The sequence below is a fragment of the Cupriavidus sp. FW305-46 genome (genome assembly GCF_058787075.1).
Genome location: NZ_JBYSZI010000074.1, coordinates 1 through 15,830, shown reverse-complemented (window position 1 = coordinate 15,830; position 15,830 = coordinate 1). Strand labels below are relative to the sequence as shown.

Genomic DNA, 15,830 nt, shown 5'->3' with positions numbered 1-15,830 from the left:
TTCTGGTTCAGTTGAAACGGACGTACTCGAAATCCATTGGCTGGCGGTTGATGCCCACCGCAGGCGGCGCGATCCAGTTGGCGTACTTGCCCGGCTCCACCACGCGGCCCATCAGCGAGGCAACAAAGGCGCGGTCTTCATCGGTGGCCAGCCACTTGCGTTCGTTGGCCTTCCATTCGGCTTCGGAAATCAGCTGGCCCTCGGGCGAGACGTGCACATTGGCCAGCGTGCCGATCTTGCGGTTGAAGGCCTTGTGCGGCACGGTCAGGCGGAACGCGATGCCGGCCTTTTCGATGACCTTGTTCCAGCGCGCCACGCCGCCCATGCTGTCCTTGATGTAGTCGTCGCGCAGCACTTCATTAAGCGCATTGAGCATCGGCACCTCGCGCTCGCCCAGGTGGCCGTCGCGCACTTCCAGCACGCGGTAGACATCGCTCTTGAGCAGGTGGTCGTCGGCGCGCTTGCCTTCCTCGAAGCGGCCCTTCAGGCCGGCGCTGTAGAAGGTGGCGGCGTTGGACGACTGGTCGGCGCCGAACAGGTCGATGGTGACGCTGTAGTGGAAGTTCAGGTAGCGCTGGATGGTCTCCAGGTCGATCACCCCCGCGGCGCGCACTTCGGCTGGGTCTTCGATGCCGCGTTCGCGCATCACCTCGCAGGTGCGCTGGAGCACGCGCGACACGCCGGATTCACCCACGAACATATGGTGCGCTTCCTCGGTCAGCATGAAGCGCGTGGTGCGCGCCAGCGGATCGAAGCCGGACTCGGCCAGCGCGCACAGCTGGAACTTGCCGTCGCGGTCGGTGAAGTAGGTGAACATGAAGAACGCCAGCCAGTCCGGCGTGCGCTCGTTGAAGGCGCCGAGGATGCGCGGGTTGTCCTGGTCGCCGGAGCGGCGCTCCAGCAGCGCCTCGGCTTCCTCGCGGCCGTCGCGGCCGAAATAGCGGTGCAGCAGGTACACCATCGCCCACAGGTGGCGGCCTTCCTCCACATTGACCTGGAACAGGTTGCGCAGGTCGTACAGGCTCGGCGCGGTCAGGCCCAGGTGGCGCTGCTGCTCGACCGAAGCAGGCTCGGTGTCGCCCTGCGTCACGATGATGCGGCGCAGGTTGGCGCGGTGCTCGCCCGGCACGTCTTGCCAGGCGGCTTCGCCCTTGTGCTCGCCAAAGTGGATCCTGCGCTCGGGGTCGGCCGGCTGCAGGAAGATGCCCCAGCGGTAGTCCGGCATCTTGACGTGGTCGAAGTGCGCCCAGCCCGATGGATCGACCGACACCGCGGTGCGCAGGTAGACATCGAAGTTGTGCGAGCCGTCCGGCCCCATGTCGCGCCACCAGTCGAGGAACGCCGGTTGCCAGTGTTCCAGCGCGCGCTGCAGCGCGCGGTCGTCGGACAGGTTGACGTTGTTGGGGATCTTCTGGCTGTAGTCGATGCTCACGTGCTGTCTCCTTGTTGTCTGGCGGGGGGCGGGCGCTATACCCGGTCCCAGTCGAAGCGTGCCTTGTTGCCGCTGCCGAAGACCTTCAGCGCGCCGTTCTCGCCGACGGCGTTGGGGCGCTGGAAGATCCAGTTCTGCCATGCGGTCAGGCGGCCGAAGATGCGCGTTTCCATGGTCTCGGCGCCGCCGAAGCGCAGGTTGGCTTCCATCCCGGTCAGTGCATCCGGCGACAGGCTGGCGCGTTCTTCCAGGGCGATGCGGATTTCGTCCTCCCAGTCGATATCGTCGGGCGCGGCGGTGATCAGCCCGAGCGAGTCGGCGCTGAGCGCATCCAGCGGCGCGCCGATGTGCTCGCGCACCGCGGTGAGCGCGGCCTCGTCGCCATAGAAGCGCGCCGCCAGCCGGGTTTGCCCATTGGGCATGGGGTAGTGGCCGAAGTTGAGCGCGGAGGCGAACACGCGCGGCGCGTCGTCTGGGGCGTCGGGCAGGTGCAGCATGTAGCTGCGGTCGGCGGCCAGCGCCAGTTCCAGCAGCGTGCCGGCAAAGCAGGAATCGGCTTCGATCAGCGCGATCAGGCTGCGCGACGACACATCCAGCCGCGCCAGCGTGCGGCGCAGCATGCCGATGGTCTCGCGCACGAACCAGTGGCCGGCATGCGCCTGCAGCAGCGCATCGGCGGCCAGCACCGCGGCCGCGTCGCCATCGGTCTTGAGCACCCAGATGCCGATATCCAGATGGTTGGCGCGCAGCGTCAGGATGGCGTCGTCGAGCTCGCGCGCCATCTTCAGCGGCCACCATTGCGCGCCGGCCGCGACCACCCCGGCGAGATCCGCGGGCTGGTGCTTGTCGGGCCCGAATACGGTCAGCGTGGCCTTGCGCGCCGCGGCATCGACATGCACGCGCACGGTCTCGTAGCGGTAGCCGTCGGGCTCGATGGTGCGCGACAGTGGTGTCAGCGTGATGCCGTGGTGGCCCTGTGGCCGGTCGCTGGTGGCCGCCAGCGCCGCCGCGCGCTCGGCGATATGCTCGGCAAAGCGCGCCGGCTTGACCACTTCGTCAACCAGCTTCCAGTCCTTGGCACGCTGGCCGCGCACGCCTTCCGTGGTGGTGCAGAAGATGTCCGCGTGGTCGCGGCGCACGTGGCGCTTGTCGGTCACGCGGGTCAGGCCGCCGGTGCCGGGCAGCACGCCCAGCAGCGGCACCTCGGGCAGGCTTACCGCGGACGAGCGGTCGTCGACCAGCACGATCTCGTCGCACGCCAGCGCCAGTTCATAGCCGCCGCCGGCGGTGGTGCCGTTGCAGGCGGCAATGAACTTCAGCCCCGAGTGCCGGCTGGCATCCTCGATGGCATTGCGGGTCTCGTTGGTGAACTTGCAGAAGTTGACCTTCCACGCATGCGACGACAGCCCCAGCATGAAGATATTGGCGCCCGAGCAGAAGATGCGGTCGCGCGCGCTGGTCAGCACCACGGTGCGCACTTCGGGATGCTCGAAGCGGATGCGCTGCAGCGCGTCGTGCAGTTCGATATCGACGCCGAGGTCGTAGGAATTGAGCTTCAGCGCGTAGCCGGGGCGCAACCCTCCTTCCTCGTCGACGTCCATCGCCAGGGTGGCGACGGGGCCGTCGAAACTCAGTTTCCAGTGGCGGTACTGGTCGGGATGACGCTCGAAGGTGATGGGTGCGTCTGACGGGGCTGACTGGTCAGGGCGCAGTGGGGCGGTTGCCGGCGCGGACATGGCTGTCTCCTGAATGCACTATAGTGCCTTGCGGCTTTTGATGAAATATAGTGCATGGAGGCGGCCGGCGCAATGTCTTTGTCACCCGCGCGGCCGGCGGCGTAGTCAGGCGCCGGCCGCCTGGAGCTGGGCGCGCAACTGCTGCAGCGAGGCGGCGGCGTCCTGGCCGCTGGTGTCGATCGAGATATCGGCGCGGTCATAGAGCGGCGCGCGAGCCTGCAGGATGCGGCGCAGGTCGGCCATAGCCTCGCGGTTGCCTTCCATCGGCCGCATGTCGCCCTGGGCTACCACGCGCGCCATGTGCTCCTCCGGCGAGGTGCGCACCCAGATGGTATAGCACTGCGACAGCAGCAGGTTGAAGGTGGCCGGTTCAGAGACCAGGCTGCCCGGCGTGGCCAGCACCAGGCGGTCGTGCTCGCGCAGGGTGCGCTCCAGTGCGCGCATTTCGTAGCGGCGGTAGGCCGCCTGGCCGTAGAGCGAATGGATTTCCGACAGGCTGGCGCCGGCTTCCTGCTCGATCACGGTGTTCAGTTCGACAAAGGGCACGTCCCTGGCCGCTGCCAGCGCGCGGCCCAGGGTCGATTTGCCGGCGCCGCGCAGGCCGATCAGCGCGATGCGGCGGTGTCGCGCATCGCCGGACTCTGCCGGAGCCAGTGCATGGCGGCAGGCTTCACGCACGCGCGCCAGGTCGCCCGCGGGCAACTGCGCCAGCCATTGCACCATCTGCGCAAATTCGGTGGCCTGCTCGCCGTTCAGGCCGTCCACTTCGGCCAGCACCACCGGCAGCGGCACGTCGAGCGCGCGCGCCACCTGGCGCAGCAGCAGCACCGACGCATTGCCGGTGCCGGTTTCCAGGTTGGCCAGGTAGCGCTCGGACACGCCGGCGCCGCGCGCCAGGTCCTTGCGCGACATGCCGCGCGAGGCCCGCAGCGAACGGATGCGCTCGCCCAGCAGCGTCAGGTAGGGGTCGCGCTCGGCGTTGGCGGCTGCGGCGGGCGCATCCCCGGCGGGGCGCGTGTCGGCTTCGGTCTCGTTGGCGGGCAGCGGGGCGGGATCGCGGCGCATGGTGGTGGTTTCGGGTTGGCCGGCAGAAAAAGCAAGGGCGCATTATACGAGCAGCCTTGGTGCGCCAAGTGGCGCGGCAGGCAGTCGCTTCGATAAAGTCTGTCCTATAGTGCATCCCCTCGCTTGCATAATAGTTGATATGAAATAAAATGCATCAACAAGCGGATGCCGGCATGCACGTTGGCGGACATCGGCAAGCAGAACAGCGACTGGACTGACGCTGGCGCGGCGCCCATGGCCCGCGGCGCGACACCAAGGAGTGGAGACAATGACGCCCCCCAATACCGCCGCCGGCATGCCAGCGGCAGCATCGCCCGTGCCGCCGGCTGTTCCACCCGCTACCGATGCCGTGGCGGCACTGCCCACCTGCTACAACGCCGCCGAGGACCTGCTGTCGCGCAATCTCGAGGCCGGGCGCGGGGCCAGGACAGCCTACATCGACGACACCGCCTCGCTGACTTATGCCGAGCTCGATGCCCGTGCCCGCCGCTTTGCCGGCGCGCTGCGCGACGCGGGCTTGCGCCAGGAAGAGCGGCTGCTGCTGTGCGCGCTCGATACCATTGATTTCCCCACGGTATTTCTCGGCTGCCTGCTGGCGGGTGTGGTGCCGGTGGCGGTCAATACCCTGCTGACCGCGGACGATTACGCCTACATGCTTGGCCACAGCGGCGCGCGCGCCGTGGTGGTGTCGGAGCCGCTGCTGCCGGTGATGAAGGCCGCCATCGACAAGAGCGGGCTGGCGCCGATGGTGATCCAGGCGGCGCCGCATGCCGACGGCGCGCCGGCATGCAGCGTGGGCGCGATGCTGGCGCGCACGCGTTCTCCCGCGCAGGCCGTGCGCAGCGGCCCGGACGACATGGCGTTCTGGCTGTATTCGTCGGGCTCGACCGGACGGCCCAAGGGCACCGTGCACACACATGGCAACCTGTTCCATACGGCTGACCTGTATGCGCGCCAGGTGCTGGGCATCCGGGAGGACGACGTGGTGTTCTCGGCCGCCAAGCTGTTCTTTGCCTATGGGCTGGGCAATGCGCTGACTTTTCCGATGTCGGTCGGGGCCACTACCGTGCTGATGTCCGAGCGGCCCACGCCGGCAGCCGTGTTCAGGCGGCTGCGCGAGCAGCGGCCCACAGTGTTCTGCGGCGTGCCCACGCTGTTTGCGGGCATGCTGGCGGCGCCTGAGCTGCCGCCGCGCGCCGAGGTGGCGTTGCGTGTATGCACCTCCGCCGGCGAGGCCCTGCCGCGCGATATCGGCGAACGCTTCCTGGCGCATTTTGGCTGCGACATCCTGGATGGCATCGGCTCCACCGAGATGCTGCATATCTTCCTGTCGAACCGGCCGGGCGAGGTGCGCTACGGCACCACCGGCAAGCCCGTGCCTGGCTACGCGCTGAAGCTGCTGGACGAGCGCGGCGAGCCGTGCGCGCCCGGCGAGATCGGCGACCTCTATATCAAGGGCCCCAGTGCCGCGCTGATGTACTGGTGCAACCGCGACAAGAGCCGCGATACCTTCGTCGGGGAATGGACGCGCAGCGGCGACAAGTACCTGTGCGATGCCGATGGCTACTACACCTATGCCGGCCGCAGCGACGACATGCTCAAGGTCGGCGGCATCTACGTGTCGCCGTTCGAGGTCGAGGCCGCGCTGGCGCAGCACCCGGCCGTGCTGGAGGCGGCGGTGATCGGCGTCACCGATGCCGACGAACTGGTCAAGCCCAAGGCCTTTGTCGTGCTGCGGCCCGGCCAGCAATGGCATGACGGCATGGCGGCGGAACTGCAGGCCTTTATCAAGTCGCGCCTCGCGCCATACAAGTACCCGCGCCAGATCGAATGCGTGCCCGAACTGCCCAAGACCGCGACCGGCAAGATCCAGCGCTTCCGCCTGCGCCAGCGCGAGCAGGCTGCGCGGGAGGCGGCGCAATGAAGCGCCCGCAGCTTCTGGACATTCCTTCTGAACCGATGCAAGACAACAACGTGCCCATGCAAAGCAGCCTGGTGGAAATCCCCTTCGACAAGCGCCGTATCCGGATCGAGTACCAGTGGCTGCGGCCTGAACGCGCGCAGCGCCCGCTGGTGGTGTTCCTGCATGAGGGGCTGGGCTCGGTCAGCATGTGGCGCGATTTCCCGCGCGATTTTTGCGAGGCCGGCGACTATCGCGGCCTGGTGTTCTCGCGCTACGGCTACGGAGGTTCGACGCCGCGGCCGCACGACGAAAAATGGCGTCCCGACTTCATGCATCGCCAGGCACGCGAGGCGCTGCCCGCTTTGTTCGACGCACTCGACATCGGTCCCGGCCGCACGCACGGCATGCCCTGGCTGCTGGGCCACAGCGACGGCGGCTCGATCGCGCTGATCCACGCCGCCAGCTTTCCGCAGGCGGTTGCCGGCATCACCGTGCTGGCGCCGCATATCGTGGTGGAAGACCTGTCGGTGCGCAGCATCGCGGGCACGCGCCAGGCTTACCTGGAAACCGACCTGCGCCAGCGGCTGGCGCGCCATCATGACGACGTCGATTCGGCCTTCTGGGGCTGGAACGATATCTGGCTCGACCCCGGATTCCGCCAGTGGGACCTGCGTCCGCTCCTGTCCGGGCTGCGCTGCCCCGTGCTGGCGGTGCAGGGCGAGGACGACGAATACGGCACCATGGCGCAGATCGAGGGTATCCATCGATATGCCCCCCAGACCACCTTGCTTAAACTCGCGCGATGTGGACATTCGCCACATCGCGACCAAAAAGATCCGTTGACGCTGGCCGCGGTTCGGCATATAAACGCATATACTTCAAACCTAAAATAATTCGGCTTCCCGCCTGTTGCGAAGGGTCCTCACGGTGCATGCGCCGGCGCGGGACACGGCAAGGGCAGGGGTGACCGGCAACGGTCCAGCGAGCCACCGGCTTGACCACCAGGAGACACCATGCGTCGCTTCACCTCGCGCAGGCTTGCGCCTGCCTGCCTTGCCGTCGCCACCGTCTTTGCCATGGCCGGCGCGTCCGCGCAGCCGGCGGCCCCCGCACCCGCTGCGCCGGGGGGCAAGATCAAGGTCGGCTTCATGCTGCCGTACACCGGCACCTACGCGGCCCTGGGTACGGCCATCGAAAACGGCTTCCGCATGTACGTGCAGCAGCAGGGCGGCAAGCTCGGCGGACGCGACATCGAGTACTTCAAGGTCGACGATGAATCCGATCCGGCCAAGGCGCCGGAGAACGCCACCAAGCTGGTCAAGCGCGACCAGGTCGACGTGGTGGTCGGCACGGTGCATTCGGGCGTGCAGATGGGCATCGTCAAGGTGGCCAAGGAGAACAACACGCTGCTGATCATCCCCAATGCCGGCGTGGACGAGGCCACCGGTCCGCTGTGCGGCCCCAATATCTTCCGCACCTCGTTCTCGAACTGGCAGCCGGGCTACGCCATGGGCCAGGTGCTGGGCGAGCGCGGCCTGAAGAAGGTGGTGACGCTGACCTGGAAATACGCCGCCGGCGAACAGTCGGTGAAAGGCTTCAAGGAGGCGTTCGAGGCCAAGGGCGGCAAGGTGGTGAAGGAACTGAACCTGCCGTTCCCCAATGTCGAGTTCCAGGCGCTGATCACCGAAGTGGCGTCGCTCAAGCCTGACGCCGTGTTCGTGTTCTTTGCCGGCGGCGGCGCGGTCAAGTTCGTCAAGGACTGGGCTGCGGCGGGGCTCAAGGACAAGATCCCGCTGTACGGCTCGGGCTTCCTGACCGACGGCACGCTCGAGGCACAGGGCAACGCCGCGCAGGGGCTGGAAACCACGCTGCACTACGCCGATGGCCTGACCAACCCGCGCGACAAGAATTTCCGCCTGGACTACGCCAAGACCTACAAGCTGCAGCCCGACGTGTACGCAGTGCAGGGCTACGATGCCGCCCAGCTGCTGGCGGCCGGCGCCACGGCGGTGAAGGGCGACATGACGCGCAAGGCCGACCTGTACAAAGCCATGGGCGCGGCCAGGATCGACAGCCCGCGCGGCGCCTTCACGCTGTCCAAGGCGCATAACCCGGTGCAGGACTTCTACCTGCGCAAGGTCGACGGGCGCGAGAACAAGGTCAGCTCGGTGGCGGTGAAGGCGCTGGCTGATCCAGCGCGCGGTTGCCGGCTGTAAGGCCATCCCGGCCTGTCGGTTTGCGCCCCTCTCCCGCTTGCCGGAGAGGGGCGGGGGAGAGGGCAGAAGCCCCCACGAAATGAAGGCCTTCGCATCCCGCAAGCGCCGGACCTCTCCCCAACCCCTCTCCCGCGCGCGGGAGAGGGGAGCCTGCCACCGGCATGTGTGGCGCTGTAGGTAATTTGGTGCATTACCCCGCATGGATATCGTTTCCTTCCTGATCCAGTGCCTGAACAGCGTGCAGTACGGCCTGCTGCTGTTCCTGGTGGCCAGCGGCCTGACGCTGATCTTCGGCATCATGGGCGTGATCAATCTCGCCCACGGCAGCTTCTACATGCTGGGCGCCTACCTGGCCTTCACGCTCGCCGGCCTGACCGGCAACCTGTTCATCGCCATCCCGCTCGGCATCGTGCTGGCGGTGGCATTCGGCTACGTGCTGGAATGGGCCTTCTTCAGCTACCTGTATGAGCGCGACCACCTGCAGCAGGTGCTGATGACCTACGGGCTGATCCTGGTGTTCGAGGAGTTGCGCAGCATCCTGGTCGGCGATGACGTGCACGGCGTGCAGGTGCCTGCGCTGCTGGACGGCGCGTTGGCGATCGGCAACGACATGACCTATCCGGTGTACCGCCTCTTTATCTCCGCGATATGCCTGGTGGTGGCCCTGGCGATGTACTACGTGATCCGGCGCACCCGGCTGGGCATGATGATCCGCGCCGGCGCCACCAACCGCGAGATGGTGCAGTCGCTGGGCATCAACATCACGGTGCTGTACCGCTTCGTGTTCGCGCTGGGCGTGGCGCTGGCGGTGCTGGCCGGCATGATCGCCGCGCCGGTGTCGTCGGTCTATCCGGGCATGGGCGCGCAGGTGCTGATCGTCTGCTTCGTGGTGGTGGTGATCGGCGGCATCGGCTCGGTCAAGGGCGCGCTGGTGGCGTCGCTGCTGCTGGGTTTCGTCGATACCTTCGGCAAGGTGTTCTGGCAGGAGGCGGCCGGCGTGCTGATCTACCTGCTGATGGCGGTGATCCTGCTGTGGAAGCCGCAGGGGCTGTTCAAGGCAGGATGACATGAATCCGACGACATTGCCGGCGCGCCGGCACTCCTCGCGCAACACCACGCTGGCCACCGGGCTGGGTTGGCTGGTGGCGTTCGCGGTGCTGGCGGCACTGCCGCTGCTGCTGACCGCGGACAGCAACAAGTTCTACATCGAGCTGCTCAGCAAGGTGATGATCATGGCGATCTTCGCGCTGTCGCTGCAGCTGCTGATCGGCTACACCGGGCTGGTCAGCCTGGGCCATGCCGCGTACTTCGCCATGGCGGCGTATGCCACCGCAGTACTGGCGCCGCAGGCCGGGCCGGGCAACGGCTGGCTGCTGCTGGCGGGGGCGCTGGCCGCATCCGCGTTGTTGGCGCTGGTGGTTGGGGCGCTGGTGCTGCGCACCCGCGGTGTGTATTTCATCATGGTGACGCTGGCGTTCGCGCAGATGGTGTATTTCGTCTTCCACGACACCAAGATCGCGGGCGGCAGCGATGGCACCTATATCTACTTCCGGCCGGAATTCCCGGTGCCCGGCGAGCACCTGCTGACGGTCAACGATCCCACGCATTTCTACTGGCTGGTCTGGCTCGGGCTGGTGCTGACGGTGGCGGTGCTGGCGCTGGTGCTGCGCTCGCGCTTCGGGCACGCGCTGGTCGGCATCCGCCACAACGAGCAGCGCATGCGCGCGGCGGGCTATGCCACTCACCGCTACCAGCTTGGCGCCTTTGTCGCGGGCGGGATGCTGGCGGGACTGGCTGGGTTTCTGTATGCGATCCAGTTTGGCTTCGTCAATCCGGAGATCGCGTCGTGGCACCAGTCCGGCAACGCCATGCTGATGGTGATCCTGGGCGGCGTGGGCAGCCTGGCCGGCGCGGTGCTGGGCGCGTTCTCGTTCGTGCTGCTGGCCGAGTGGTTCAGTACGCTGACCAAGCACTGGCAGCTGCTGATGGGCGGCTTCATCATCGTCGCGGTGGCGCTGCTGCCGCGCGGGCTGGTCAGCCTGCCGTCGGTGTTGCGGCACGGCCGCCGCGGGCGCCGCAATGGCGATGCCGGCACCGGCACGGATGAGCCCGCGGGCACTGCGGACAGCCGCAGCGAAGGACGCCGCAATACGGAGGCCGCATGACATCGCAAGGAATCCCGATCCTGCAGGCGCAGCAACTGACCCGGCGCTTTGGCGGCCTGACCGCCGTGGCGGGCGTCGACCTGTCGCTGTCTCTGCATGAGATCCATGCCGTGATCGGCACCAACGGCGCGGGCAAGTCCACGCTGATCAATATGCTGTCCGGCGAACTGCCGCCGTCGTCCGGCCGCCTGCGCCTGAAGGGCGAGGACGTCACCGGCTGGTCGCAGCCGCGGCTGGCGCGCCATGGGGTGGGGCGCAGCTACCAGCGCAACAATATCTTCCTGCCGCTGACGGTGCGCGAAAACTGCCGGCTGGCCGCGCAATCGCGCGCGCAGCGTGCGTGGCGGCTGTGGGAAAGCGCCCAGGGCTGCCGCACCAGCGCCACGCTGGCCGACGAGGCGCTGGAGCGGGCCGGCTTGGCGCCGCTGGCGGACCGGCTTGCCAGCGACCTGGCCCATGGCCAGAAGCGGCAGCTGGAGGTGGCAATGTGCCTGGCCACGCAGCCGGTCGCATTGCTGCTGGACGAGCCGCTGGCCGGCATGGGCGCGGAAGAGTCGGCGCGGATGCTGGCGCTGCTGCGCGGCCTGCGCGAGGGCCACGCCATCCTGCTGGTCGAGCATGACATGGACGCGGTGTTCTCGGTTGCCGACCGCATCACCGTGATGGTCAACGGCGCCGTGATTGCCACGGGCAGCCCCGAGGCGATCCGGACCAACCACGAGGTCCAGGTCGCCTACCTGGGCGAGGAAGAGAGCGAGCCCGCATGAACGCACCGATCAATTCGCCGATGATCGAGGCCACCGGCATCAACGCCTGGTATGGCTCAAGCCACGTGCTGCGCGACGTCGACTTCACCGTGGGCGTGGGCGAAACGGTCGGGCTGCTGGGCCGCAACGGCATGGGCAAGAGCACGCTGCTGCGCACGCTGCTGGGCCATGTGCGCCAGCGCCAGGGGCAGATCCGCGTGGCCGGCCGCGACGTCTCGCGCGCGCAGCCGTTCGAGGTGGCGCGCCTGGGCGTGGCCTACGTGCCGGAGGGCCGCGGCATCTTCCCCAGCCTGTCGGTGCGCGAAAACCTGCTGATGGCCGCGCGCAAGGGCTGTAACGGCCGCAACGACTGGGACGAGGCGCGCGTGCTCGACCTGTTCCCGCGCCTGAAGGAACGCCTGTCCCATGGCGGCCAGCAGTTGTCCGGCGGCGAGCAGCAGATGCTGTCCATCGGCCGCGCGCTGATGACCAATCCCGACTGCCTGGTGCTGGACGAGGCCACCGAAGGGCTGGCCCCGCGCATCGTGCGCGAGATCTGGGAGGTCATCGCCACCGTGCGCGGCACCGGCATCGCCTCGGTCGTGGTCGACCGCAATTTCCGCTCGGTGCTGGCGCATGCCGACCGTGCCGTGGTGCTGGAGAAGGGCCGGGTGGTGATGGCCGGCCCCGCGTCGGACCTTGCCGGCAAGCCCGAAGCCCTGGACCGCTACCTGGGTGTTTGAGATGGAAAGCGCCGCATAAGGCGCTTATGTTGTCATGCCGCAACGCCGCTTGCAGGCGCAAGGACACGCTGTTTTGCTCTCCCAGGGCTTGACCATCCGCCGCTTCCCTCCCATCCTTGCGAAGTCACGAAAGCGGCATCCCTGTTTGCCGCAGTGGTCGATAGTCGACAGTTCATCTAGAATTGCGCGCGTTTGTGCAATGCAATAAGAACCGCAAGCAGAACCGGAAACGGGCGCAGCAAGCTGTTGCGCTGGATGGGACCGGGCCGCGGCAGAGCCAACAAACCTGCCGGCGACCTGGTCGAGCAGACCCAATTTCATGACCCAATCCACAACCAGCCATTATTTTGTCGAGAGCCCGAGCACGCGCGCCCTGGTGCTCGGCGCGGTAGGCGTCGTCTTCGGCGACATCGGCACCAGCCCGCTGTATGCCCTCAAGGAGTGCTTCAGCAAGGAGCACGGCATCATGTTCAGCCCGGAGGCCGTGCTGGGCATTATCTCGATGCTGTTCTGGGCCATGATCATCGTGGTCTCGATCAAGTACGTGGTCTTCGTGATGCGGGCCGACAACGACGGCGAAGGCGGCGTGCTGGCGCTGATGGCACTGGTGCTGCGCACCGTGGCACCACGCTCCGGCAAGGCCAGGATGCTGATGATGCTGGGCATCTTCGGCGCCTGCATGTTCTACGGTGACGCGGTCATCACGCCGGCGATCTCGGTACTGTCGGCGGTGGAAGGGCTGGAGATCGCCGCGCCGCAGCTGTCGCAGTTCGTGATACCGATCACACTGGTGATCCTGGCGGCGCTGTTTCTGATCCAGCGCCACGGCACCGCCACCATGGGCAAGCTGTTCGGGCCGATCATGACCGCCTGGTTCCTGGCGCTGGGTGCGCTGGGGATCTACCAGCTGGTGCAGGCGCCTGAAATCCTGAAGGCGGTCAACCCGTACTACGCGGTCACCTTCCTGGTGGAGCATGCGCTGCAGGCCTTTATCGTGCTGGGCTCCGTATTCCTGGTGCTGACCGGGGCGGAGGCGCTGTACGTCGATATGGGCCACTTCGGCGCGCGCCCGATCCGCATCGGCTGGTTCGCGCTGGTGATGCCCTGCCTGATGCTGAACTACTTTGGCCAGGGCGCGATGCTGCTGCACAACCCGGCCGGCGCCGAGAACCCGTTCTACCTGATGGTGCCTGAGCTGCTGCAGATCCCGATGGTGCTGCTGGCCACCTGCGCCACCGTGATCGCCTCGCAGGCGGTGATCTCCGGTGCATTCTCGCTGACCAGCCAGGCGATCCAGCTGGGCTTCCTGCCGCGCATGCGCGTGCGCTACACCTCGGCTGCCGAGATCGGCCAGATCTACCTGCCGGTGATCAACTGGCTGCTGCTGGTGCTGGTGATCGGCGTGGTGATCTCGTTCAAGAAGTCAGAGAACCTGGCCGCCGCCTACGGCATCGCCGTGACCACCACCATGGTCATCACCACCGTCCTGGCCGCGGTGTGCATGCGCAACGTCTGGAAGTGGAACCCCGCGCTGGTCGCGGTGGTCGGGCTGGGCTTCATCCTGGTGGACCTTGCGTTCTTTGCCGCCAACCTGCTCAAGGTTGCCGAAGGCGGCTGGTTCCCGCTGCTGCTGGGCAGCACCACGTTCTTCCTGCTGATGACCTGGTACAGCGGCCGCAAGCTGCTGCGCGCGCGCAGCCTGGAAGACGGCATCCCGCTCGAACCCTTTATCGCCGGGCTGCTGGCGCACCCGCCGCACCGGGTCGAGGGCACCGCGGTGTTCCTGACCGGCAATACCGAGGCCGTGCCGGTATCGCTGCTGCACAACCTGAAGCACAACCGCGTGCTGCATGAGCGCGTGGTGTTCCTGACCTTCGTCACGCGCGACATCCCCTACGTTGACGACGACCAGCGCCTGAGCTGCAAGGACCTGGGCGGCGGCGTCTTTATCCTGAAGTCCGAATACGGCTTCAAGGAAACGCCCGATGTGCAGAGGGTGCTGGACCTGGCCGACCGCAAGCTTGGCATGCACTTCGAGCTGATGGAGACCTCATTCTTCATCGCGCGCGAATCGGTGATTCCGTCCAAGCTGCCGGGCATGCCGATGTGGCGCGAGAGCCTGTTCGCCTGGATGCACCAGAACGGCGCCAAGCCGTCGGACTTCTTCCAGATTCCGGCCAACCGGGTGGTGGAGCTGGGCACCAAGGTCGAGATCTGAACGCGCGGGCCCCGGCGCCCGCTTCCGTCGAGCCTCAGCAACCCCCGGACGCGCCGCCAGGCGATCCGGGGGTTTTGCTTTTTGCCCGGCTTGCGCCGCCTGCCTGCCATGCGCCACCCGTACCTGCCAGCGTCCGATTTTCCCGCTATCCGCCCCCCTTGAAATCCGCGCGGGACAGCACTAATTATGGATTGCCCAGTCGTCGCGGCAACGCGGCACTGCGTGTTTTCCGTTGGTTTGCAGCGGCCTGGCAGGAGACCAGGTGCACTACATCAGGGTCCTGCGCCTCCCCGCTGCATAGAAGGAGGATCTAACCATGAGTGACTTCTTTTTCGGGACCGACCCGTTCAGTGAATTCGACCGGATGCAACGGCAGATGGCGAATCTCTTCGGCGGGTTTCCAACCAGCCTGCGCTCCGGGCGTTTCGGGGGTTTCCCTCCGCTGAATATCGGCACGACCGATGACTCGATCGAGATCGTGGTGTTCGCACCCGGCATCAAGACGGACCAGCTCGAGGTATCGATCGACAAGGGCCTGCTGACCATCAGCGGCGAGCGAGCCCAGGTGCAGCCGGAAGGCGCAGCCGAGGTGCGGCCCTATGCGCAGGAGCGCTTCTTCGGCAGTTTCCGCCGCGTGATCGAATTGCCGCAGTCGGCCGATCCCGACAAGGTGCAGGCACGCTATGCCAACGGCTGCCTGTCGATCAGCGTAGGCAAGCGCGAAGCGTCGCGTCCGCGCGCGATCACCGTCAGCTAACGTGAGGAGGAAGCCATGAGCGATTCGAACCAGGTCGTCCAGCGCGACCAGAACGCAAGCGGCCAGGGTGACCAGGGCGCTGTCGCGCAACGTCGCGCGGAAACCCAGGCCATGACGCTGGTGCCCGCGGTCGATATCTACGAGACTCCCGCCGGGGTCACGCTGTGGGCGGATCTGCCCGGCGTGCCGCGCGAGAACCTCGAGGTCAACGTGCACGACAGCAGCCTGCGCATCGAAGGCGAAGCCGTCGTGCCGACGCCCGCGAGCCTGCGCGTGCAGCTTGCCGAGATTCGGCAGCCGCGCTATGCGCGCACGTTTACGCTCAGCCCGGATCTCGACGCTTCGCGCATCGAGGCCAACCTGCAGGACGGCGTGCTGAAGCTGACGATCCCGCGCAGGGAAGAGGCGAGGCCGCGGCGGATCGAGGTGTCGGCCGGCTGAGGCTGCGCGCGTGCCTGGTGCTTGGGCACGCTGCGTGAGTGCTCCCTCTCCCGCTTGCGGGAGAGGGAGCACTCACGGTCAGGCAAGTACCTCGGGCTGCGCCACATGTCGAAACTCATCCCTGGCTCACCAACGTCCTTGCCTCCGTCACGTGCGTGCGATACGCCTCGAAGATCCGCCGCAGCGCCGCTTCCATGCTGATCCCGGGCTTCCAGCCCAGTTCTTCGATGGTGTTGCCGATCTTCGGCACGCGGTGCTGCACATCCTGGTAGCCCTTGCCGTAGAAGTCGCCCGAGGAGGTCTCGATGATCTGCGTCTTGCGCGCTTTCTCCGCGTATTCCGGGTAGTCGGCTGCCATCTTCAGCATCATCTCGGCCAGTTCGCGCACCGAGTGGATATTGCCCGGGT

The 15,830-nt window shown here is 66.9% G+C and carries 13 protein-coding genes and 1 pseudogene; 10 read left to right on the top strand and 4 right to left on the bottom strand.

Annotation, left to right across the window (positions count from 1 at the left end; all coding sequences use genetic code 11):
* Positions 1-7: 7 nt before the first annotated feature.
* The 3 genes from boxB to AC3WON_RS27165 form a co-directional block, all read right to left on the bottom strand.
* Positions 8-1,432, bottom strand: coding sequence for a benzoyl-CoA 2,3-epoxidase subunit BoxB (gene boxB, locus AC3WON_RS27175; protein ID WP_492320541.1), 1,425 nt, complete (start codon positions 1,430-1,432; stop codon positions 8-10).
* Between the two features lie 35 nt (positions 1,433-1,467).
* The gene (gene boxC, locus AC3WON_RS27170; RefSeq protein WP_492320542.1) at positions 1,468-3,168 is read right to left on the bottom strand and encodes a 2,3-epoxybenzoyl-CoA dihydrolase; all 1,701 of its coding nucleotides are present in this window, start codon (positions 3,166-3,168) and stop codon (positions 1,468-1,470) included.
* 105 nt (positions 3,169-3,273) lie between these two features.
* Entirely contained in the window at positions 3,274-4,233 is a 960-nt protein-coding gene (locus tag AC3WON_RS27165) for a helix-turn-helix transcriptional regulator (RefSeq protein WP_492353120.1), read from the bottom strand.
* 268 nt (positions 4,234-4,501) lie between these two features.
* On the opposite strand from AC3WON_RS27165, the gene AC3WON_RS27160 reads away from it, so the two are divergent.
* The 10 genes from AC3WON_RS27160 (at position 4,502) to AC3WON_RS27115 (ending at position 15,422) form a co-directional block, all read left to right on the top strand.
* A complete protein-coding gene (locus AC3WON_RS27160) occupies positions 4,502-6,157 on the top strand; it encodes a benzoate-CoA ligase family protein (RefSeq protein ID WP_492320544.1) in 1,656 nt (551 codons plus the stop codon).
* A gap of 35 nt (positions 6,158-6,192) precedes the next feature.
* On the top strand, positions 6,193-7,029 hold the full coding sequence (locus AC3WON_RS27155) for an alpha/beta fold hydrolase (protein ID WP_492353119.1): 837 nt from the start codon (positions 6,193-6,195) through the stop codon (positions 7,027-7,029).
* 120 nt (positions 7,030-7,149) lie between these two features.
* A complete protein-coding gene (locus AC3WON_RS27150) occupies positions 7,150-8,352 on the top strand; it encodes an ABC transporter substrate-binding protein (protein ID WP_013956428.1) in 1,203 nt (400 codons plus the stop codon).
* 199 nt (positions 8,353-8,551) lie between these two features.
* Positions 8,552-9,418 (top strand): branched-chain amino acid ABC transporter permease, encoded by an 867-nt coding sequence (locus AC3WON_RS27145; protein WP_018310382.1) that lies wholly within the window; start codon positions 8,552-8,554, stop codon positions 9,416-9,418.
* A gap of 1 nt (position 9,419) precedes the next feature.
* Positions 9,420-10,517, top strand: coding sequence for a branched-chain amino acid ABC transporter permease (locus AC3WON_RS27140; protein ID WP_492353118.1), 1,098 nt, complete (start codon positions 9,420-9,422; stop codon positions 10,515-10,517).
* Positions 10,514-11,284 carry an ABC transporter ATP-binding protein gene (locus tag AC3WON_RS27135; protein ID WP_492320547.1) on the top strand — a complete coding sequence of 257 codons (771 nt, stop codon included), beginning with the start codon at positions 10,514-10,516 and terminating at the stop codon, positions 11,282-11,284. Before AC3WON_RS27140 ends, AC3WON_RS27135 begins: the two co-directional genes overlap by 4 nt.
* Positions 11,281-12,006 carry an ABC transporter ATP-binding protein gene (locus AC3WON_RS27130; RefSeq protein ID WP_492320548.1) on the top strand — a complete coding sequence of 242 codons (726 nt, stop codon included), beginning with the start codon at positions 11,281-11,283 and terminating at the stop codon, positions 12,004-12,006. Before AC3WON_RS27135 ends, AC3WON_RS27130 begins: the two co-directional genes overlap by 4 nt.
* Positions 12,007-12,325: 319 nt before the next feature.
* The gene (locus AC3WON_RS27125; protein WP_492353117.1) at positions 12,326-14,224 is read left to right on the top strand and encodes a potassium transporter Kup; all 1,899 of its coding nucleotides are present in this window, start codon (positions 12,326-12,328) and stop codon (positions 14,222-14,224) included.
* A gap of 316 nt (positions 14,225-14,540) precedes the next feature.
* Positions 14,541-14,981: an Hsp20/alpha crystallin family protein gene (locus AC3WON_RS27120; RefSeq protein ID WP_492320550.1), complete on the top strand. Its 441-nt coding sequence runs from the start codon at positions 14,541-14,543 to the stop codon at positions 14,979-14,981.
* Positions 14,982-14,996: 15 nt separating this feature from the next.
* Positions 14,997-15,422 carry an Hsp20/alpha crystallin family protein gene (locus tag AC3WON_RS27115; RefSeq protein WP_492353116.1) on the top strand — a complete coding sequence of 142 codons (426 nt, stop codon included), beginning with the start codon at positions 14,997-14,999 and terminating at the stop codon, positions 15,420-15,422.
* 115 nt (positions 15,423-15,537) lie between these two features.
* Here the strand turns inward: AC3WON_RS27115 and AC3WON_RS27110 are convergent.
* Positions 15,538-15,830, bottom strand: a pseudogene (locus tag AC3WON_RS27110) (bifunctional UDP-4-keto-pentose/UDP-xylose synthase); the annotation flags it as partial.